The organism is Anaerosporobacter mobilis DSM 15930, assembly GCF_900142955.1.
In the GTDB taxonomy this organism is placed as follows: domain Bacteria; phylum Bacillota; class Clostridia; order Lachnospirales; family Lachnospiraceae; genus Anaerosporobacter; species Anaerosporobacter mobilis.
This window is the reverse complement of record NZ_FRCP01000020.1, coordinates 84,622-107,559: the sequence shown is the minus strand read 5'-3', so window position 1 is coordinate 107,559 and position 22,938 is coordinate 84,622. Positions and strand designations below refer to the sequence as shown.

At 35.0% G+C, this 22,938-nt stretch carries 17 protein-coding genes and 1 pseudogene; 7 read left to right on the top strand and 11 right to left on the bottom strand.

The genetic code is table 11. From position 1 onward, the window contains the following. Positions 1-66: 66 nt before the first annotated feature. Together BUB90_RS18480 and BUB90_RS18475 are read left to right on the top strand one after the other, a co-directional pair. The gene (locus tag BUB90_RS18480; RefSeq protein WP_073290140.1) at positions 67-270 is read left to right on the top strand and encodes a cold-shock protein; all 204 of its coding nucleotides are present in this window, start codon (positions 67-69) and stop codon (positions 268-270) included. Between the two features lie 451 nt (positions 271-721). Further along, a complete protein-coding gene (locus tag BUB90_RS18475; protein ID WP_073290138.1) occupies positions 722-3,397 on the top strand; it encodes a carbohydrate binding domain-containing protein in 2,676 nt (891 codons plus the stop codon). Between the two features lie 62 nt (positions 3,398-3,459). Here BUB90_RS18475 and BUB90_RS23625 read toward each other — a convergent pair whose 3' ends face one another. Beyond that, positions 3,460-3,987 carry a hypothetical protein gene (locus BUB90_RS23625; protein WP_073290136.1) on the bottom strand — a complete coding sequence of 176 codons (528 nt, stop codon included), beginning with the start codon at positions 3,985-3,987 and terminating at the stop codon, positions 3,460-3,462. 378 nt (positions 3,988-4,365) lie between these two features. Further along, positions 4,366-5,079 carry an NUDIX domain-containing protein gene (locus tag BUB90_RS18460; RefSeq protein ID WP_073290132.1) on the bottom strand — a complete coding sequence of 238 codons (714 nt, stop codon included), beginning with the start codon at positions 5,077-5,079 and terminating at the stop codon, positions 4,366-4,368. A gap of 232 nt (positions 5,080-5,311) precedes the next feature. Here BUB90_RS18460 and BUB90_RS18455 point away from each other — a divergent pair, with 232 nt between their 5' ends. Both BUB90_RS18455 and BUB90_RS18450 read left to right on the top strand, forming a co-directional pair. Continuing rightward, positions 5,312-5,740: a bacteriohemerythrin gene (locus tag BUB90_RS18455; protein WP_073290130.1), complete on the top strand. Its 429-nt coding sequence runs from the start codon at positions 5,312-5,314 to the stop codon at positions 5,738-5,740. 181 nt (positions 5,741-5,921) lie between these two features. Continuing rightward, positions 5,922-6,872 carry a 30S ribosomal protein S1 gene (locus BUB90_RS18450; protein ID WP_073290128.1) on the top strand — a complete coding sequence of 317 codons (951 nt, stop codon included), beginning with the start codon at positions 5,922-5,924 and terminating at the stop codon, positions 6,870-6,872. 140 nt (positions 6,873-7,012) lie between these two features. On the opposite strand, the gene BUB90_RS23810 is transcribed toward BUB90_RS18450, so the two are convergent. From BUB90_RS23810 to BUB90_RS18430, 4 genes and pseudogenes are all read right to left on the bottom strand, one after another. After that, complete coding sequence (locus BUB90_RS23810; protein WP_278277310.1) at positions 7,013-7,906, bottom strand: IS3 family transposase; 894 nt, start codon at positions 7,904-7,906, stop codon at positions 7,013-7,015. Further along, positions 7,906-8,592 (bottom strand): helix-turn-helix domain-containing protein, encoded by a 687-nt coding sequence (locus tag BUB90_RS23805; protein ID WP_073290126.1) that lies wholly within the window; start codon positions 8,590-8,592, stop codon positions 7,906-7,908. Before BUB90_RS23805 ends, BUB90_RS23810 begins: the two co-directional genes overlap by 1 nt. Before the next feature lie 156 nt (positions 8,593-8,748). Next, positions 8,749-9,480, bottom strand: a complete 732-nt coding sequence (locus BUB90_RS18435; RefSeq protein WP_073290123.1) for an MBL fold metallo-hydrolase — start codon at positions 9,478-9,480, stop codon at positions 8,749-8,751. Between the two features lie 334 nt (positions 9,481-9,814). Next, positions 9,815-10,427: pseudogene (locus tag BUB90_RS18430) on the bottom strand (GTP pyrophosphokinase); the annotation flags it as partial. Positions 10,428-11,248: 821 nt separating this feature from the next. Here BUB90_RS18430 and BUB90_RS18425 point away from each other — a divergent pair. Together BUB90_RS18425 and BUB90_RS18420 are read left to right on the top strand one after the other, a co-directional pair. Then, positions 11,249-12,991 (top strand): ABC transporter ATP-binding protein, encoded by a 1,743-nt coding sequence (locus BUB90_RS18425; protein ID WP_073290119.1) that lies wholly within the window; start codon positions 11,249-11,251, stop codon positions 12,989-12,991. Continuing rightward, a complete protein-coding gene (locus BUB90_RS18420; protein WP_073290116.1) occupies positions 12,991-14,766 on the top strand; it encodes an ABC transporter ATP-binding protein in 1,776 nt (591 codons plus the stop codon). The genes BUB90_RS18425 and BUB90_RS18420 overlap by 1 nt, the downstream gene beginning before the upstream one ends. A 196-nt stretch (positions 14,767-14,962) precedes the next feature. Here BUB90_RS18420 and BUB90_RS18415 read toward each other — a convergent pair whose 3' ends face one another. The 5 genes from BUB90_RS18415 to BUB90_RS18395 all read right to left on the bottom strand — a co-directional run bounded on the left by BUB90_RS18415 (position 14,963) and on the right by BUB90_RS18395 (position 21,315). Beyond that, on the bottom strand, positions 14,963-16,735 hold the full coding sequence (locus BUB90_RS18415; RefSeq protein ID WP_073290114.1) for a glycoside hydrolase family 2 protein: 1,773 nt from the start codon (positions 16,733-16,735) through the stop codon (positions 14,963-14,965). After that, a complete protein-coding gene (locus BUB90_RS18410) occupies positions 16,732-17,739 on the bottom strand; it encodes an ABC transporter permease (protein WP_073290111.1) in 1,008 nt (335 codons plus the stop codon). Before BUB90_RS18410 ends, BUB90_RS18415 begins: the two co-directional genes overlap by 4 nt. Before the next feature lie 13 nt (positions 17,740-17,752). Then, positions 17,753-18,706 carry an ABC transporter permease gene (locus BUB90_RS18405; RefSeq protein WP_073290109.1) on the bottom strand — a complete coding sequence of 318 codons (954 nt, stop codon included), beginning with the start codon at positions 18,704-18,706 and terminating at the stop codon, positions 17,753-17,755. Then, entirely contained in the window at positions 18,693-20,222 is a 1,530-nt protein-coding gene (locus BUB90_RS18400) for a sugar ABC transporter ATP-binding protein (RefSeq protein WP_073290107.1), read from the bottom strand. The genes BUB90_RS18405 and BUB90_RS18400 overlap by 14 nt, the downstream gene beginning before the upstream one ends. A 67-nt stretch (positions 20,223-20,289) precedes the next feature. Beyond that, on the bottom strand, positions 20,290-21,315 hold the full coding sequence (locus tag BUB90_RS18395; protein WP_242952572.1) for an ABC transporter substrate-binding protein: 1,026 nt from the start codon (positions 21,313-21,315) through the stop codon (positions 20,290-20,292). A 282-nt stretch (positions 21,316-21,597) separates the two neighbouring features. Here BUB90_RS18395 and BUB90_RS18390 point away from each other — a divergent pair, with 282 nt between their 5' ends. Continuing rightward, positions 21,598-22,569, top strand: coding sequence for an ArsR/SmtB family transcription factor (locus BUB90_RS18390; RefSeq protein WP_073290104.1), 972 nt, complete (start codon positions 21,598-21,600; stop codon positions 22,567-22,569). Positions 22,570-22,938 lie beyond the last annotated feature (369 nt).

Here is a 22,938-nt window from a genome sequence, read left to right as displayed (position 1 = left end):
CAAAAATATGTGATTTTTATTTTCACCGAAGAATATACAAATAATTTAATTTAGGAGGTATCTTTCATGAATAAAGGTACAGTAAAATGGTTTAACGCACAAAAAGGATTTGGATTTATTACTAATAGCGAAAATGGTGAAGATATATTCGTTCATTTCTCAGGAATCGCTACAGACGGCTTTAAGTCTTTAGAAGAAAATCAAAACGTAACTTTTGAAATTACTAACGGTTCTCGTGGCTTACAAGCTGTTAACGTTGTAGTAGCTTAAGTTAATTAAAACCATATAAGTAAGCAATAGCCCTAGATAAAACAAATTGTTTTGTCTAGGGCTATTCTTATGTTATCTCTAAGATACGATCCTAACTCATCCACTCAACAGGTATACATTAATCTTCTAATGATGAAATTTTTTTGATTTTTCCAACATATTCATCCGATAATTTTCGAAATTTTTGTTAATAATCACTAATATCACCTTGTATTATTGGTGATTATTTGTATTGAAATATAATAACATATCTATTATTCTAAAATAAGACAATCTCTTACTAATTTCTATAAATACTCTTTTTTATTTTTGTAATACATTCATGGTTTTGATGCATTTTATCTTACCTTCGTATTAATTAAGATAAACTGCATAAAGCATATATATTATTGGCGAAAGGAGGATTTTTGTTACCAAAGATGCGGAATATAAAAATTAGGAGGTTAAGAACGTGTTTTCAACTAAGCTAAGAAAACAAAAGAGTATCTTTAAAAGACTAGTTGTCCTACTTCTTATTGTTACATTATCTATTACTTCTATTAATTACAAAATGATCTTTGCAGATTCTAATCCTGACTCCACTGATTTAACTACAGATTTATCCGAGCCACTAGCTCGTGCACTTGCTTCCACTAGTTCACTTTCGGTAGCACCAACTGAGAATATTGGTGATGGTGCCATTTTACAAGCCTTTTGTTGGAGTTTTAATACTATAAAAGCTAACATGAAAAATATAGCTGATGCTGGGTATACAAGCATTCAAACTTCACCGATTAATGCAGTAGATGATTCCTATCCCACTATGAAACTCTATGGTGGATCTGATGATGGAAAAGGTGGTTGCTGGTGGTGGCATTATCAACCAACAGATTGGACTATCGGAAATTATCAATTAGGTAACCGCGACGAATTCAAATCAATGTGTGCTGAGGCTGATAAATACGGAATTAAAATTATTGTTGATGTTGTTCCAAATCATACAGCCAATAACCAAAGCAAGGTATCCTCTAATCTAAGGAACTCCGCAGGTGGTAATCTATATCACGATACTGGCTTTATCAAATGTAACAGCTATTCCGACCGCTTTCAATGTACACGCTATTCTATGGATGGTGGATTACCCGATGTGGACACTGAAAATAGAGGATTTCAAAATTATTTTATTAAGTTCTTAAATGATTGTATTGCAAGTGGTGCTGATGGATTCCGTTATGACACAGCGAAGCACATTGGATTATCAGATGATAATTGTCCAAACGGTGTTACGAATAATTTCTGGTCTAGAGTTACGACGGAGATCACTAACGCAAGCAATATCTTTAATTATGGTGAAGTACTTCAAGGTGATAATGAACGCCTTGCTGCTTATGCTGGCGAAATCGGCTCAACTACGACAAGTTCCTATGGTAGCAAGATTCGTAATGCTATAAAAAGCAATAACCTGAACAAGTCTAGCATTCAATCCTATGAAGTTCCAAGTGGAATGGATACTTCCGATTTAGTAACTTGGGTAGAATCCCATGATAACTATATTAACGATGGAACTTGGTCACAGCTTGATGATGAACAAATAAAATTAGCCTGGTCAGTAATTACTGCCAGAAAAGATGGTGCACCATTATTCTTTAGTAGACCTTATGGTGGTGGTCCTTCTAACAAATGGGGAGCAAATCAAATAGGAATTGCCGGAAGCGACTTATACAAAGATGATGAGGTTGCTGCTGTTAATAAATTCAGAAATGCAATGGTTGGTCAAGGAGAATATCTAGAAAACCCTAATGGTGACTCTAATGTGCTTATGATCCAACGTGGAACAGTTGGAGCTGTCATTGTTAATTCCAAGTATAATGATTACTCCATCAATTGTTCAACACAATTGCAAGACGGTACATATTATAGTCTAACAGATGATCATAATAAGTTTGAAGTTAAAAATCATATCATAACTGGTACAATTCCAAGACGTGGAAGTGCTGTATTAATGAGTTATACTAATCCTACTACACCAAGTGTATCACTAGATAACTTTAAATCTACATTCTCAACAGACTCTGTAACGTTTACATTAAAAGCACAGAATACTATTTCAGCGACTTATAAAATTAACTCCAATAGTGCAGTTAATTATAATAATGGTGATTCTTTAGTAATTGGTGCTGGCGATTCTATCAATACTGAATATACAATTACCCTTACAGGTGTAGGCTCTGATGGAAAAATAGTTACACAAACCTATACAACTAAAAAAGTGGCTCAACCATTAGGAACTACTGTTTATTTTGAAAAGCCTTCCTCCTGGTCTGACTCCATCTATGCTTATATCTACGATGAAAGTGGTGCTAACGTGCAAATAGTAAAAGCATGGCCAGGCACTGCGATGCAAAAGGAAAGTAATGGTTTGTACAGTATCACGTTCACAGAAAGTTATAGTAAACCATTAGTTATCTTTAATGATACCGTAAACCAAAGTCCTGGTACTAAATTACAAGGATTCGCCGTTGAAAATAATGCTACATATGACATTAACGGAAAGAAACAAACAACCACGAATGCTATCACTATCTTCTATAAAACAACTTGGAGCACTTCCAATATTCACTATAAAATTGGTTCAGGAGCATGGACTACAGTTCCCGGTATAGCAATGTCACCTTCTAAAGTCAATGGCTACCAAACCATTACAATTGATTTAGGCACCAGCAACTCCTTAACCGCATGTTTCAATAATGGGAATAACATCTGGGATAATAATAGCACCAAGAATTATACATTCTCTAGCTCTGGTACTTATACTGTCAGCGACGGTAACGTTACCAATGGAGAGCCTACTGCTATTCCAACAAACACTATAACGGTATATTATTATACCTCTTGGAGTTCTCCAAATATTCATTACCAGATTGGTAGTGGTTCCTGGACAAATGTCCCTGGTGTTCGTATGTCATCCTCTTCTGTTAGCGGATACAAAGTAATTACTATAGATTTAGGTACGAACACTACCCTAACATGTTGTTTCAACGATGGTAATAACAACTGGGATAACAATAGCGGCAAGAATTATTATCTAGCTTCTACTGGTACCTATTCTATTAAGAATGGTACAATAACCAAGGGCACTCCTCAATAATACAAAAGGGCTATTGTAGATGAATTGTTTACACTAAACTCATCATACAATAGCCCTTATCGTTATCGAATTACCTGAATTACGAAAGCAAAAGTCTGCGGCGGAATACTTGCTGTCATAAATGTCGCATGTTCAACTCTTACCCGTAAACCTGAGAACAAATCCGATAAACGAATTCTGCGCCCAAACAAGTCTAAGATAACGGTTTCTGGTCCAACATTAAAGCGAATTATGTTATTACTTCCGCTTAGCGTAAGAATAAAATTATCACGTGTATTAACCTGTATAATTCTTCCTACGGTTTCTTGTCTCGAAACTCGGCGCTCAATTACAAATATTTCGAAGGCCCTTGCTTGTGGAGGTATACTTCTTGTCATTGCAGTTGAAATAAACGCGTCAATTACCATTCCTACTTCTAAATCTCTTGGATTTAATCTTCTTCGATTTACATCAAAAATTCTTGTATCCCTTGTTACTACTAACCTTACCGTCTTCTCTGCACTCCGTGGTCTTTCTCTATACACAACAGTTGCTAATACACCATCTCTCTCATTCGTAATCTCCTCTATAACTGCGTTAGATATCCACATTCCCTCCATAGGTGGCCTTGGTGGGTGTGGGGGTCTTGGAGGTTGTGGGGGTCTCGGAGGCTGGGGGGGTCTTGGAGGTCGTGGCCTTGGGGGTTGTGGCGGCCTTGGGGGTTGTGGGGGTCTTGGAGGCTGGGGGGGTCTTGGAGGCCGTGATGGTCTTTGGGATTGTGGTGATTTTAGAATTAAGGCATCAACATTATCCCCACCGTTTACTTCCTTATCCAAATTCGAGTTTAATTCATTATCCATAATTATCTCCAATTATATGTTCTATATAGTATATGCCCATATAGAGCTTATGGGTAACCGAACAACCGCAATAATTATTAATCTAAGATAAGGCTCTCAAAAGGTTTTAACTTTGATATACGTATGCTCTTATAATGCAGCCTCGATATGTAATAATGCTTGCACTATAAACCTTGGATGATCAAATGCAATTTTATTACAAAATAACACCTGATACTGATACTCTTTCATAATACCAGTCTTATTATAAGATACTTCAATGGTCGCACCTAACTCTACCATTCTCTCTTCATTCACAAGTCCTAGTTCATATAGAGTCTTAATTCTACTTCTCCCTTGTTTATTAACTTCTTCCACTTCTTCCTTCTTACTTAACCTGATATCAAACCAAGCAGCATCCGCTGCATCGTCTCCCGCTTTTACTTCTCTTCCTTCGTCTATCAGTGCAAGGTAAGCAACCGTAACAATTCTAGCACGAGGATCTCTCCACGCCTCTCCCCATGCGTAGAGCTGTTCAATTGCTATATCGTCTACGCCGGTTTCTTCTAACAATTCTCTCTTTACGGCTAGGTCTATATCCTCTCTTATATTGACAAATCCACCTGGTAATGCCCAATAACCTATACTCGGATGATTTCTCCTCTTTACCATTAGCACTTTCAATCCTTGTTCCACTTTACAAAACTCTTTCGGATGTTGTATTACGATCATATCCGCCGTTACACTTGGATTCTCATACTTGTTTGTATCATATTCTTCTAAAAAACTTTCTAAATCTTGTCCTAGTTCATTCTTCTCTCCAGTTCCTCGGAATGATTCTATCTCTTTTAAAAATGCTGGCATGTTGTTCCTTCTTTCTACAAAATGAATCAATTTAAAATTTATTTAATTACTCTATTATACCATATTAATACAAAAAAACATAAGTATAGACTATCTAAATTGCAACTATAAAAAATCGTAAAAGTTAATACTTTTTTTAATGAAATATTGTTTCCCCACTGTATATTTGCTATAATTGCTTTATACAACATGATGAAGTTCTACTTGTGGCTTCACAATAGGAGAAATTAATATGTTAGATTTTAAATTTGATTGGTGTAAAGAAATGGAGACGGGCATTCCATTGATGGATTCACAACATAAAGAATTATTTCACATTGGACGTAATCTGGAACAACTTGTAATCTGTCATTGTATTGGAGTTACGAACAAACAACTTCTTGATATTATTTTAGAACTAAGAGAGTATGTAGGCTATCATTGCTATCATGAAGAAGAGCTTATGAAAGAACATAATTACCCTGATATTGATACTCATAAAAAGAAACATGCTGAAATTATTCAATACATATTAGATATAGATTGTAAAAAACTTAGTGAAGAACCATATAGAATTCTGTGTGAAGTAAAAACTTACTTACAGGAATGGGTTTTCGGCCATATACTAATTGATGATGTTGCTTTTGGAAAATATCTTAGCATACATACTCTTAATAACTAATTATATACTCAAACTTTGCACTTGAAGATTCCTTGGAGTAGCTAACTGCCATATACAACTAAAAACCGCTTATCTCTTAACTTTTGACTCTCGAATCCTAAAATGTAACATATACACGATATACATATCCGTGATATAATTAACTTAGTTATACACGAAAATAAATATATGAGGTGAAATTATGAATCAACAAGAAAACATAGAAACAGAAGAAAAAGTAGAAGAAAAGAACCTTTCAATGGATGATTTTAAAGATGAATTAAACCAATCCTTTAAAAAGATAAAAGAAGGTGATCTTCTTACTGGAACTGTAATCGGTATCTCTGATACAGAAGTTACAGTTGATCTTAATTATTATACCGAAGGAATTATTCCTCTAGCTGAGTTAAGTAATGATCCACGCTTTTCAATTAAAGCAGATATACAAGTAGGTGATACTGTTACTGCTGTTGTTTTACGCGAAGACTTAAGAACTGGTAATATCGTATTGTCGACAAAGAACGCAGCCGATATTCTTGCATGGGATACTTTAAAAGAAGCAATGGAAGCGAAAAAACGTTATACTGTAAAAGTTGCTTCTTCTGTCAACGGTGGCGTTATTACTTATATTGAAGGCATCCGTGCATTCATCCCTGCTTCACAGTTAGCAACTCATTATGTGGAAGACGTAGAAGCTTATGTTGGACAAACTTTGACTGTAGTTATTATAACTGTAGATGAAGATAATCAAAAGCTTGTATTATCCGCACGTGAAGTATTAAGAGAAGAAGAATCCTTAGCAAAAACCAACAAAATCTCTCATTTACAGATTGGTTTAGTAACTTCTGGTGTAATTGAAAAGATTGCTCCATACGGTGCCTTTGTTAACATCGGTGATGGCTTATCAGGACTTGTTCACATCTCTCAAATCTGTGGAAGACGTATCAAATCTCCGAATGAAGTTGTGAAAGAAGGACAGGAAGTTACCGTTAAGATTATAGATGTAAAAGACGGCAAAGTAAGTCTTAGCATGAAGGCTGTTGAAGAAGACGCAGAAATCGTTGACGATGTAGAAGAAGTTTCTTTTGAATACTCTTCTGGAGAAGAAGCCGGTACTGGACTTGGTTCTCTACTTGCTAACTTAAAATTATAATTACTTGATATAGTGCAATAAAATGCAACCTTAAAAAGACAATCTTTCAGATGGTTTTACATTGGTGTGCTACCTGTCAAGAGGACAATAAAAAATAATAAATATTTGTATCGTCAGCCATGTATTGGCTGGCGATATTTTTATACTGCTTTTGCGTATTGATTATGGAATTCCATTGGTGTCATTACATTCAGTTTTCGTTGAAGACGTTGATTATTGTAATAATCAATATATTTACTTATATCATTGACTAGAGTCTCTTTATTAGTAAATCGGTGACCATAATACATTTCACGCTTTAAAATTCCCCAGAAGCCTTCCATTGGACCGTTATCTATACAATGGGCGACTCGGGACATACTCTGCTTCATATGATGTTCCAATAGACGATTATAGAATTGCGTACTTGTATATTGATAGCCACGATCGCTATGAAACAGTGGATGCGCATCGGGTTCCAAATGGACTGCTTCATCAAAAGTTTCCATGACTAATGGATTATTATTATGTTCACTGATTTTAAAAGTGACAATTCTACGGTCATATAAATCCAAAATGGCACTTAGATATATCTTGTGTACTTCTATTCCAATGTAATACTTAAATTCAGATACGTCCGTTAGCCACTTTTCATTAGGTTTATCAGCATGGAATTCACGCTGAAGATAGTTCTTTGCGACATGATCAGGATTTCTATCACCTCTGGTACAACTCTTTGGTTTCCATTTAATAGTGGATTTTATATCACATTTCCTACATATCCGTAGAACTCTTTTGTCATTTACATGAATTCCGTTATGTCCATCCAATTCGTCGCGAATGCGACGATACCCCATGTCTGGGTGCTGCTCATGTATCCTTTTTATTTCTGACGAGATATATTCATTTTGAATTTCACTATTACTTTGCGGATGCTTTAACCAATGATAATACGCAGAACGAGTGATATTAAGATACTTACAAAGTTTATTTACAGGATATCCTTTACTTGAACTCAATTCTTTAATAGCCTCATATGCAGCAAGACGATGGATTAATGATAAAGATCCCTCCTTTCCAGCTCTCTTACTTTTTTTAACAGATCATTCTCCATCTGTAAATCACTATTCATGCGTTCTAACTCAGCAATCTTATCTCGCAATTCTTCTTCCGGACTTCGACTTGGCAGTGAACCAATCCGATGTCCACGTCGATCTTCAAGACCTTTAAATCCGAGTTCTTCATATTTATTAACCCAATTACGAACCTGCTGATAGGAACAATTATATTTAATAGCCATTGCTCCATAATTCTTATCATTTGTCAAACAATCTTTTACTATTGTGAGCCTTTCTTCAGGCGTTGTTATTTTTGCAGTTTTCATAAATGCACCCCCGGTAGATTTTTTTAATACTCTACCAGAATTATACACCTTAATCCAACTTCTAAGTTGTTTGTTTGAACGAATATTATACTTTTTACAAATGTCGTTAAGAGACCCATTCTCATTAAGATAATCATTAACAGCATTTATCTTCACTTCTTTTGAATAACTTCGGTTTTTAGACTGATTAAGTAGGGCAGTAGGGCCTTCTGACTTGTATAAACGAACCCAACTTTGAACACTTGAATGAACAACACCTAAAATACTGCTAGCTTGGATAATGTTGAGTTCACCACAAAGATATCGTTCAACTATCTTAACCTTTTCTACTGGATCTATTTTACTTTTTCTGGACATAGAAATACCCCCATATAGGACTTTTATATTTCAGTGTCCTATATAGGGGTAGCATATCACACATTAAACCAAACCGTGAAGATTGTCTTTTTCTATGTGTGAATGTTATCTACAATACTATTTTCTCATATAAAGCAACCATATAACATGCTCTCTTTATTCTCCCGCAATAGAGAACCCATCTGCTTTTGCTTTCTCAATATCAAAATCTTGATCTAGATGCATCAATGTAATCTTTTTCTTTTGATCTTCAGGCATGTCCTTTGTTAACTCAATCAGTTTATCATATTGAAAATGAACAGTAGCACTCGTATTCGAAGTAACTTCATGATAGATATGATCAAACGCATACGTATTCAATAACTTCTGATTGAATTCACAAGTATCACCACTATAATAAAAACCAAACTCATTTTTCAAAGAAAATTCAATACTAAAACAATTTACTTGCTTGTTATAATCTAGGTCACCCGTATGAGACGTCGGCTCGAAGTTATACTCCGGTTGTTTCTCATAACCATCAATGTATAGCTCATCCCAACGATTTATAAAGAGAGTATACATATCCTGTTTAATTCCCTGTAATGTTAATAGCTCAGTGATAGCTTCTGATGGGAAGTATATACAAACTTTACTGCGATCCAGGTTGAATACTTTAATGTATAAGTAGGCAATTAACGTTCCTAAGCTTCCTGCATGATCACTATGAAGGTGCGTTATGAATATATTCACCCTTGTCTTACCTTCGAATACATTTCTTTTAACTAATTTAGGGAATACATCTTCGCCCACATCTATAATAAATAGCTCCGTGCCTAACTCAAAGTAGGCACTTGTATTACCTCTTTCTGTATTAAATGCTCCACCTGTTCCTAAAAATGTTAGCATCTTATGTCTCCTTTGCCGCTAGAATTCTATTGAGAATTGGTCATAACTTTTGTTAAGAATGAGCCAAGTCCCTTCTTTTCTTTTTTCTCTTCCTTTTTCCCATCTTTGGATTTATTCTTTGAATCCTTATTCATAATATTGTTGGTAGCCAAATCTTCCATTATGTGTTCCACTTGATAACTATCAACATCCTCTTCTGATAGTATCTCCGAACTAGCTACATCATTCTCATCCTCATCATCAATTACACTTCCGTAGGATTCTTTCATCATCTCTCTATAGTTTTCTGACATAATCTCTTTATATTCGGCTACTTCATTATGGTTGCAGACATGCACTTCTTCATTCAAGGATAACATCTTTTGGTCTAGATAATTAACAATATCCGCACACTCTTTTAATTCTTTACGGATTCTCTCCGGTGCATTACCTTCGAATTTGTAATAGATCTTATGCTCTAAGCTAGCCCAAAAATCCATTGCTATGGTACGAATCTGTATTTCAACTTTTGTATCAATAACTGTATTAGATAGGAATATTGGTACAGATACAATCATATGATAACTTGCATAGCCGTTTTGCTTCGGCTGCATAATGTAATCCTTTACTTTTAACACTTTAATATCACTTTGTTTTGTAATTAAATCTGCAATTCTATAAATATCTGAAGTAAATGAACATATAATTCTTACTCCCGCAATATCATTTATATACTTAACAATGTTTTCAACTGTTAATTCTTTTCCTTTGTGCCTGATCTTCTTCGCTATACTTTGTGGAGACTTCACACGAGAAGTTATATGTTCAATTGGATTATATTGATGCGCTAATTTAAATTCATTGTTTAGTATTTCAAGTTTAGTATTAATTTCTTTTAACGCAGAATTATATAGTAATAGTGCATTGCTCCATTCTTCTGCTTCATCATAAAAAATTGGTAATTCCATATTTGCACCCTCTTCTTGTTACACTTATTAGATACGTATACTCCCTTTAAAACTTTGTACTACTAGGCTCTTTCAGAGCTACGTTCTTTTGGTTTCATTAAGCCTTAAAAGCTTTATGTTGCTTTTCCTAACTTTTAATCACAACCATTTAAGACAGACTCGAGAAATCATTTCATAATTGCCCTCGTTGACCTATGGCTCTAGTATATCATACATTTATGAACAATTTTTGAATAATCAGAATATTAAGCAAAAGTTAATAATTGTTTTATTTTTTCCAGAAAACGTATTGACAATTACCAGATTAATGATATAATGGCAAAAGAATATTAAAGAAAGAGAGGTAAAAGTTATGTTTAGATTTAATAATTTAGTTAATGGAACATCAGAAAACTTAATACAACAATCTGTGCGTGAGATTACCTCCTCTGTCGTTTTGGTACGATTATAAAAGTGTGAAAATATTTATTTTTGTCTTTTTATATTGACTTTAAGGCCGTGGTAAACTTTACCACGGCCTATTTTTGCGCTTTTGAGGGGGAACTGTTACTACCAAACCGCCAATCTTTGTTACTGTAAGTTGGTTTGGCCGAGTAGTAACTGACTCTAGTATACAAGACATTTCATTGTTATCTTGTTATGCCATGTTCAGAGAAGATAAGTTGATTTGCACACCGATTACCGCCATGTTCGATAATCGTTTGCACCATAGAACTGGTGCTTGTGGGGCTTGTATTATGGAGGGTTGTGTTATAGCACGATGTTTAGGAACTCGTAAATTATGACTTGATGATTTTGACACCAAAAGAAGGGAGATTTTCATGAAAAAGATATCAAGATACGTTATGAAATATTGGTACGCTTATATATTTGCCATCACTTGCATGGTAATTAGTGTATCCCTTGATATGCTCACACCTAAAATTACAGGAAGTTTTATCGATGACGTCATTATTGGCGGTAAGATGGAGCTATTTAACAAACTTATCATTCTTACTCTATGTATTGGTATTGGTAGATGTATCTTTCAATACTTCAAGGAATACACATTCGATATTGTAAGTTCCAAGATTGGAATGAACATTCGCCATGATTTATTCAAACATATTCAAAGCTTATCCATTAGTTTCTTTGATAAAACCAATACCGGTGAATTAATGGCTCGTGTAAAAGACGATGTAGACCGCATCTGGGATGGACTTGGATTTGTCGGAATGCTTATTATTGAAGTTGTTATTCATACTTCAATCGTTTTATACTGTATGTTTAACATAAGTAAGAAACTATTCATAATTCCTTGTATTGCAATGCCACTTGTAGCACTCTTCGCCATCATAATGGAACGAAAATTAGATGTAATTTATGAAGAGATTAGTGAAGAGAATGCTACTTTGAATACCATCGCACAAGAGAATCTAGCTGGTGTACGTACTGTTAAAGCATTTGCTCGTGAGAAATTCGAGATCAAGAAATTCTTATCACACAATAACCGCTATTATGAACTTAATATGAAACAATCAAAAGCTTTGGTTCGCTACCAACCTTTGTTTCAATTCATAACAAAATTACTACCAATTGCAGTAATTATATACGGTGGTGTTCTAACAATCAATGGCGAAATTACCGTAGGTGAGTTAAGTGCATTCTCAATCTACTCAACGAATATCGTATGGCCTATGGAGATGCTTGGTTGGTTAACAAATAGTTTCTCATCCGCAGTTGCTTCTACGAAGAAGATTCGTAAACTCTATACCAATGTACCAGAGATTACAGATCCTGAGAATCCAGTAGCACTTGATGAAGTAAAAGGTACTATTGATTTTGAACACGTAACGTTTGAACAAGGTAACAAGACTATTCTTAATGATATATCCTTCCATGTAGAGGCCGGTAAGACAATCGGTATCATGGGAGCTACCGGAACAGGAAAATCCTCTATTATTAATATCTTACAACGCTTCTATGAAACAAGTGAAGGTAGTATTAAAGTAGATGGCATCAATATTAAGGATTTAGCTTTGAAAGACTTGAGAAGCAGTATATCCTTAGTTATGCAAGATGTATTCCTATTCTCGGATACTATCAAAGAGAATATTAAGATGGGTAAGAAATACGATATTAATAAGGAAATTATGCTTGAATCTGCATCCTATGCACAAGCAGATTCTTTCATTGATAAATTAGATAATAAGTACAATACCGTTATTGGTGAACGTGGTGTTGGGCTATCTGGTGGGCAAAAACAAAGGATCAGTATTGCCAGAGCATTAGCCAAGAAAGCACCGATTCTAGTATTAGATGACTCAACTTCCGCACTTGATATGGAGACAGAACATGCAATTCAAGAGTCTCTTTCACAATTAGAGAATACGACAAAAATCATCATAGCACATCGTATCTCAGCTGTACGTCATGCTGATGAAATCATAATTCTCTCAGACGGTGGTAACATCGCGGAAAGAGGTACACATGAAGAACTTCTTGCAAAACATGGACTCTATTATCAGACTTATATGAGCCAATATGGTGACTACTTAGAGAGCAAACAGGAGGTGACTATATAATGGCAGTTGATACTTTTAGAAATGATGAAAAATCGACGAATACCAGTAAGATTGCTACCTTACTTCGTCTTTATCGCTATATGTTAAAGTATCGTTTTAAGATTGTATTTGTATTATTCATAATGGCTATCTGTGTAGCCATTGCATTAGTAAATCCATTAATAATAGAAGAAGCTATTGATAATTATATTAAAAACGGAGATATTAAAGGATTAATCCGCCTAGGTATCTTCGCAGCTATAATCAATATCGTTATGGTCTTGTTAATTAAAGTACGTATGTATATCATGTCAAAGATCTCTAATGAGATTTTATTAGAAGTCCGACAAGAATTATATACACACATTCAGAAACTAAGCTTTAGTTTCTTCGATAGCCGTCCTACCGGCAAAGTATTATCTAGAATTATTGGTGATGTTAATTCACTTAAAGATGTACTAACAAACAGTGTTACTACCCTAATTCCTGATTTTATTACCGTATGTGCCGTAGTTGTTATTATGATAGTTAAAAACTACAAATTAGCATTGGCTGCTTTAGTCAGTCTACCTTTAATGGCTATTGGTATCTACTGCGTTCAGCGTTTTTCTCATCTACGTTGGAGAATATTCCGCAAGAAAAGTGCCAATGTAAATGCATTTATTCATGAAGATTTATCTGGTATTCGTATTATTCAAAGTCTTACTGCAGAAGGCGAAACGACCGAAACTTTTGATACTTTACTTCACGAACATCGTAACAGCTTTATTAGTGCAGTACGCTTAAACGATTCCATCGGACCTATTATTGATTTATGTTGGGGTATCGGAACTGCCTCCCTATACTTTGTTGGTATTAAACTCCTTGGTATTGGGCCTGGTTCTGTAGGCTTATTGGTAGCTTTCGGAACCTATATCTCTATGTTTTGGAGTCCAATCCTAAACTTAAGTAACTTCTACAACCAGTTAATTACTAACATCGCAGGTGCAGAGCGTATCTTCGAAATCCTAGATACACCACCTGACATCGTTGATGATAGTAATGTAATTGCATTACCAGATGTGAAAGGGGATATCCGGTTTGATCACGTAAGCTTCTCCTATGACGAAGAAACATTAATTCTAGATGATGTTAACTTCTCCGTAAAAGCTGGTGAAACCATTGCCCTTGTCGGACCTACTGGTGCTGGTAAATCAACAATTGTAAACTTAATCAGCCGTTTCTATGATATTCAGAAAGGCAATATTTACGTAGATAACTATAATCTAAAAGAAGTATCCATCGAAAGTCTAAGACAACAAATGGGTGTCATGACGCAAGATAACTTCTTATTCTCTGGTACTATTAAGGAAAATATCCGCTATGGACGACTTGATGCTACCGACGAAGAGATTATCGAAGCTGCAAAAACAGTTAATGCACATGACTTCATAATGAAGTTAGAAAAGGGTTATGATACAGAACTAAAAGAACGTGGAAATGGATTATCCATTGGTCAAAGACAGTTACTTGCCTTTGCTAGAACCATGGTTTCTAAGCCTAAGATTCTAATCTTAGATGAAGCTACTTCAAGTATTGATACACAAACTGAACTACTTGTGCAAGAAGGAATTGAAGCCTTATTAAAAGGCCGTACGTCCTTTGTTATTGCCCATCGTCTCTCTACCATTCAAAAAGCAGACCGAATCTTTGTTATTGATAATGGTAACATTCAAGAACAAGGTAGTGCGAAGGAATTGCTAGAGAAGAAGGGTATCTATTATAATCTGCATATGGCACAGTTTAAGAATATATAAGTTATAATGTTGGCTGCGTCCTTAATAAAGTGCCTAACAATAATTAATAGCATACAAACCAAAAGCAGTTCGTGATGAACTGCTTTTGGTTTTCATAATTTTACAATTTTTGTTTTATGATTTTTGTTTTACATCTTTATTTTTCTATATTTTTTTCTATATCTTTTTTCTATTTATGTTTTTCTGTTTTCTATAGTTATACTGTTCTTTGGAATATATCTTTTAATTTTTGATTTAATGCTTTCACTACTTCCTTTTTTATCTTAACTATTTCACGGTCATATGTCATTAATCCATTAATTTCTTCTTCAATATCACTTGTCTGTGTATAGATCGCGCTACATAGTCCATCTTTTATATTTGGATAAATCTCTTCTTCCCAAAGTCTTTTATAATTTTCTGTTAATTCCTCTGCGTTTTTATAAGATTTGTATCCAAATTCTTTTTCGCAAGCAACATGGTTCTCTACTGGATAAGAATATCCTCCGTATTCTGTAAGTGCTACTACACGATTACTTTGTGGCTTCACTTTCAGTTTTCGGATATAATTATGGATACTATACATATCACCACCATTTTGATCAAACCAGCCGCAGGCTTCATTAACTAGTCTTGTAGAGTCGAGTTTACAAATCTTCTTAGTCGCCATATTAGCATCAAATTGGCCCCAACCTTCATTAAATGGTACCCATACAGCGATTGACGGATGATTATATAATTGATTTACCATTCCTTCTAGATCATTGTAATATTGCCTTCTTCCTTCTTCATCTCGCCTTTTGAACAAAGAATATAAGCTATCTTTTACTCCTCTAGCAAACCAATTGAAAGCATTAGGTAAGTAAGTTACAAACACCATATTATAGTCCCCGCCACCATTGGGCATATCCTGCCAAACAATCATTCCGATTTTATCACAATGGTAATAGAAGCGTTCCGATTCAATTTTAATATGTTTACGAATGGTATTGTAACCTAATTCCTTTAGTTTAATAATATCATACTTAAGTGCATCATCACTAGGAGGAGTTAGCAAACTTTCAGGCCAGTAGCCTTGATCTAGCAGACCATTGAAAAAATAAGGCTTGTTATTTAGAAAGAACCTTAATATACCATTTTTATCTTTACCCGTTGAGAACTTTCTCATACCAAAATACGATGTTACTTTATCAGTTCCTGTATCGATTTCAATATCATATAAATTTGGTTCGTCTGGAGTCCAAGACTTAAATGAATCCAATACTATCTTAACGGTCTTATCTGTTTGAATTATTGTTTCTTCCACTACGTTGTCTTTGAATAGAATTCGTATGTTCGCTTCTTTTGGTTCCCCATTCGTTGATACTAAGACTGTAATTGCGGATTCATCAAAACATGGAGTTACCCTTAGATTTGTAATATATTCTTCGCTTACGCTTTCGAGCCATACCGTTTTCCATATTCCGCTGTTAGGAGTATAGAACAAAGAACCATATTTCCCTTTCTTGACAAGTTTTTGTTTTCCTCTTGCATGTGGCGCTTTTTCCGTCCTATCTACTACGCATAAGGTTAACGTATTTTCTCCTATTCTCATTTCATTCGTTATGTCAAAGGAAAACGGAAGATACCCTCCCTTATGTTCTCCTATTCTGATTCCATTCAAAGACACTTCACATTCTTGATCAACCGCACCAAAGTGTAAAATAAGGCGTTTCTTTATAAAATCCGTATCTAACATAAACTTACATCTGTAATGGAGATAGTCATCGGGTTGTACAATTCGTTGTACTCCCGATAAATATGCTTCTGGGGAAAATGGTACTACTATATTACCGTCATATTTCTCTATATCTTTTGATTTAGTGATTGCATATTCCCACTCGCCATTTAAGTTCAAATAACTGTCTCTCACAAGATTGGGACGTGGATATTCTTTTAAAACATCCTTATTGTCTACCTTCTTACCCCATTTTGTCATTAACTGCTTCATCTCTTATGCCTCACTATTCTTTTACTTCCTTTTAATGTTTTAAAGTAGTCAGATTGAACTCCCACCGAAATTAGAACTAGCGCTCCCATGATGATGGATTGCCAATGCACAGAAACTCCTGTTGGCAAGTAGGTAAAAATTGTATTAATAATAAAGTAAATTAGCATACCGAAAAACGTTCCCGAAAACTTACCTTCTCCTCCGGACAACTTAACACCACCAATTGCACACATGGCAATGGCATAAGTTTCATAAGTGTTACCCGCACTTAATGTAGCACTACCAGAACTTGATGCGAGCAAAACCCCTGAGAATGCAGCAATGAGTCCTGAGCAGACAAACGCCTTTACTTTGATACGATCTACATCAATTCCCATCATTCTAGCAGCCTCTCCATTGCCTCCAACAGCATAAAGACCAATACCAAACTTCGTATGGCGTGAAATATACATACATAAGAAGGTCAAAATAAATAAGATCGGAATTAAAATCGAGATACCACTTTTTAGTCCTGCAAATACACCTGGTAGTATCTTCGCATCCGCAAATGTCAGGACAGAACCTTTAATAACTACTGATTTCTCAGCTACAATCTGAATGGCACCTCTTAATGCAAATAACATAGCAAGAGATGCAATCCAAGAAGAAATTCTCATCTTTGTTACCATGAAACCAATCATATATCCTGAAATAACACCTACCAAAATTCCTGCAATAATTCCTAGGAACGGATTCACCTGTCCAACCAGTCCCATTACTACACCACTTAAAGCAAAGACTGCACCAGCAGATAAATCAATTTCACCACATAGAATAACAAATGTCATGCCAAGTGCTAAAAAGCCACCATTTTTAGCAACTTTTAATAGAATGTTAAAGACGTTAGTGGTTGACATAAAGTTTTGATCAGAAAAAACAAGACTAGCTACAATCACCAAAAGTAAAAATGCTAAGATAGTACTTTTAGAATAAAACCAGTTATAATATTTCTTTATTGTCTTCATACTTCTTAACCTCCTACTTTCTTTTTTCTCTTTGGATAAACACTGCAAAAACAATGATAATAGCTTTAAATACTTGTGCGTACTGACTTGGTATATCATTCATTACACAAGTAAGAGTAATCATCTGCATAATCAACGCACCTACTACTGTTCCTATAACCCTAGCTTTACCACCACTCATTGGAGTTCCGCCAATTACAACTGCCGCAATTGCATCAAGCTCTGCTAATTGTCCTAAAGAACTACCCGCTGCCACTGCTACCTTAGCAGTTTGAAAAATTCCCGCAAATGCCGCAAACAATGCACTCATTCCGTATACAATCATCATAGTTCTAGCTGTATTGATTCCTGACAAGGAACTTGATTTGATACTATCACCTACCGCCTGAATTCTTCTTCCCAGAACGGTTTTTTCAATAATAATCCACACTATAACTATAGAAAGGACAATTGGTATAATTTGAATTGGAACAACTTTACCTAACTTATATGTACCAAGAAAGGATAGCTGTTCTCCAACTTCACCCAGTTTATTCAGGTAGATATCACGACCTCCACAAAGAACCTGAGCAACCCCTCTAATCCCTAACATCAAACCTAGAGTTACTACCATTGCTTGTAATTTTAATTTTCCTACCATAACACCTGTGAAACATCCAACTCCTATACACACGATAAGAGAAACTAAAATGGCAGGGACTAGTCCCATACTGGTCATTAATTTGGCTGTTAGTACCCCTGATAGAGCCATAACAGAACCAACAGAAATATCAATTCCACCAGTTGAGATTACCAATGTCATACCCATACCACAAAGAATGATTGGACAAATCTGAGTTATTATATTATTTAAGTTACTCATCCGAAAGAAGTTAGGAGTTATTATACTGTTTAGAATAATAAAGAATAGTAGTAATATAAGAGCACTATACTTTTTTGAAAATACTAGCATTTTATCCTTTGACATTACTTTGCACCTCCCGACTACTACCTTTGGCAATTGTCTCCATGACTTTTTCATAACTTATGCTGTCACCAACTAGCTCACCAATTTTTTTACCTTCTCGCATAACAACAATACGATCACAATTTCTTTCTAGTTCTGCAATTTCTGAAGAAATCATAAGTACAGAAATCCCATTATCCGATAGTTCTTGAATTAATTGTTCTATTTCTGCCTTCGCTCCTACATCAATTCCTCTTGTTGGTTCATCCATGATAATCAATTTAGGGTTCATACACATCCACCGTGCAAGTAATACCTTCTGTTGGTTTCCTCCACTTAGATTACATATTGCTTGTTCTGGCGTCGGTGTTTTTATTTTTAAACGTTCTATATACTGTTTTACAATCCTATCCTGCTCTTTTTTATTTACAAAACCAAACTTGCTAATCTTAGGAAGCAAGGCAATTGTAAGATTTTCCTTTACAGAAAGATGAGGTATAATTCCCTCCACCTTTCTATCTTCTGTACAATATCCCATTCCTTTACTAATTGCATCCGCCGGAGAATTAACTTTTACAGAATTTCCATGCCAGAAGATTTCTCCTTCATCCATTGCATTAGCACCAAATATCACTTGTGCAAGCTCTGTCCTTCCCGAGCCCAATAATCCAGCAAGTCCTACTACTTCACCTTGTTTTATATCTATATCAATCCCATTCAATCGCATACCTTGCTTCACGCCCTTGACGCTCATAAGCTCTTCCGCTTTTGAAAAGTTATATCCTTCCTTCTTCCTCTCTAATTTAACTGCATCCCTTCCTACCATTAGAGAAATAAGCTTTAATTGATCAAGTTCTTTTACATCGTAATTACCAACATATTCACCATCTTTGAAAACGGTCAATCTTTCGCAGATTTCAAAAATTTCATCCAGTTTATGACTTATGAAAATTACACTAATTCCTTGATTCTTTAGTTTTCTAATGATTCTAAATAGAATTTGCACTTCATTAGCATCTAATGATGAAGTTGGTTCATCCATAATTACTAATTTAGTGTTCGTACTAATTGCTCTTGCAATTGCAACCATTTGTTGAATTGCTGTAGAGTATGCCTTCAGCGGCTTTTCTACATCAATATGAATTCCCAAATCACCAAGTATTCTATCTGCTTCGGCTATCATTTTCTTTCTGTCAATGTTACCAAATTTTGTCCTTGGCTCTCTTCCCAAAAACAAATTTTCATATACCGTCTGGAATAAAACCAAATTTAGTTCCTGATAGATTGTAGAAATTCCTTTTTCATTGGCTTCTATTGGTGTCCTCGCATTAATTTCCTCACCATCAAACAAAATTGTTCCACCGTCTTTTTGATAAATGCCTGTCAGTACTTTAATCAACGTAGACTTTCCTGCACCATTTTCTCCCATAAGTGCATGAACTTCGCCTTTATTCACCGTTAATTTAACTCCCTTAAGAGCCCTAACACCGGGGAAGGTTTTTTCCAAATTATTAATTTCTAGTAATTTTTCTGACATTTTGGCTCCTTTCTCTTATAGGACCACCTAAGGCATGCCCTAGGTGGTCCTAAATTAAAATACCGATTTAATATCCTAGCTCAACATTAACATTATCTTTTGTATATAAGACATCTTCGTTTGTAATATTCTCTGGTACAGTTTCTCCTTTGATTAGTTTTGTAATGGTATCAACAACTACAGGTCCAAAGTATGGAGAACAAGTACAAGAAGCAAGTTGCTTACCAGCTACAATATCTTCAAAAGCTGCTCTTGTTCCATCAATTCCAAGTGTCAATATATCTTTTCCTGGTTCAAAACCTGCTGCTTCAATTGCTGTTTTAGCACCTTGAATCATATCATCTGTTACAGCGAAAACCGCATCAATGTTCTCGCCACCTTGTGCTTGAATGATATTCTCCATAACAGATTGTGCTTTGTCCATTAACCATTCTCCATTTTGCTCTGCTACGATATTGTATTTAGAAGTATCCAATGCATTTACAAACCCCTCTTGTCTATCTGTAGAAGTAGAAGAATCGTATCCACCGTTAATAATTACCACATTACCTCCATCTGGCAGAGCTTCCATAAGTGCTTTCGCACACTGTTCTCCCTCCCAAACAAAATCCGACATAATAGCTGTAGTAAAATGTGTACCAACTTCACCATCTATTGCACGGTCTACAAGAATTACTGGAATTTCATTGTCCATCGCTTCCTTCAATGCACCTTGAAGCCCATTATTCTCAAGTGGTGCCACTACAAGATAATCTACCCCTGCGGCTACAAGATCACGAATATCAGTTTCTTGTGTTGCAATATCCCCACCAGAATCTTTTACAATGAATTTACCACCTGCTTCCTCAACTGCTGCTTTAATGGAATCTGTCTCCGTCGTTCTCCATGAAGACATACTATCGGTTTGTGAAAAACCAACTGTCTTTCCCTTTAATACCCCACCTGTACTACTTTCATTATCTCCGGTTGCTTGTTCAGATGCATTATCTTTGCTATCGCTCGACGTTTTGTTCCCATTTGAGCTACACCCCACTAAAGATACTGTTAAAACGGCTGCCATAATAAAAGTTGCAATTTTTTTCATTTTCCTCATATTTTACCTCCTAAAAGTGATCAATACCTTCTCCAAACACAACATAATTGTTGTTGTTTATGCTATTGATGTTTGTTTATTATGATATTTATGTTATCACTATTTATTAATAAGGTCAATAAACAGCTATTATAATATATTATTTTTGTTACTATTTCACAAACATTTAAAACATAATTTATTTAACTTTATTTTTTATTCTATAAATTATAAAATAAAGATATGCTATAGGAATCGACGTTAACAAAAAAACAAAAAGAAAGGGAATAAAGAGGAAATATTATGAAGAAAACAAAAACAACTCCTTTTAAGATTAATGGCGAAAGAGATTTTAGCTTACACCTAAGTAATCTGGATCAACATGATAAAATTGCAAAAATTGCAAAGGCCCTATCCTCACCTACTCGGCTAAAAATAATTAATATTCTAAAAAACACCACTATGTCTATACAAGAAATCTCTGATACACTTGATATACCAGCCTCTTCTACTGCTCTACATATTAAAAACCTAGAAGAAGCTGGACTTATTATTACGGAATCGCAACCCGGAATGCATGGTTCAATGCGTGTTTGTACTTGCAGTATGCAATCACTATATTTACAAACATTTGATAGCGAAACAGATTCTACTAATAATATGTTAACAATGGATATCCCCATCGGAAGTTACTTCCAATGTGAGATCTCCCCTACTTGTGGACTAGCAGATGAAAACGGAATTATTGATACTTATGATAATGTAAAGTCCTTCTATTCTCCACAGCGAATGCATGCTCAGCTTATCTGGTTTCAGAAAGGTTTTATTGAATATCGTTTTCCTAATATTGATAATCCTCTTTTAGACCTTCATGAACTTTCCTTCTTAATGGAAATCTGTTCAGAAGCTCCCGGTTATCAAGAAGTATGGCCCTCTGATATAACAATTTCTATAAATGGATATGAATTACACACTTATCGCTCACCAGGTGATTATGGAGCTAGGAGAGGAAAGTTAACTCCAAGTACATGGCCTAATGGCCGAACACAGTATGGACTCTTGAAGACCTTCAGTGTTAGGAATGATGGTGGCTATCTAGATGGTGAACTGGTAAATCGTAATATTAATATAGCTTTGTTAGATATTCAGAAAAATCCATATATTACACTCAGAATTGAAATTAAAGAAAATGCTAGATATGTAGGTGGTATTAATATATTTGGCGAAAAATACGGTGATTATCCGCAAGGGATTACCATGCAAATGGTATACTAAAATGTTATTTATCAAGACATTTATTAGACTTATTCAATAAAGAGGCTGTTGCAGAATTTATATTTTTGCATATTTTTAAGACAGAATGTTTTCACACACATGTTGTATATTAATGCATTCTGTCCAAAAAATATGTTATAGTCATTCAAACTATATTTTTCTACGGCCCCATTCTTATTCTTATAAAGCTTTCCTTTCTTTTCCTTGTATCTTGTTGTGCATTTTGTTTTTGCATTTCTAGTATAGTTGTCTTAGGTCCGAATACGATTACTTTTATCAAATGTATAGCTATCTACCGTAATTATGGCGTTTAGGCATTATTAAAAATATATACGATACTTTAGTACTTATATTAGCAACTCAAAATTG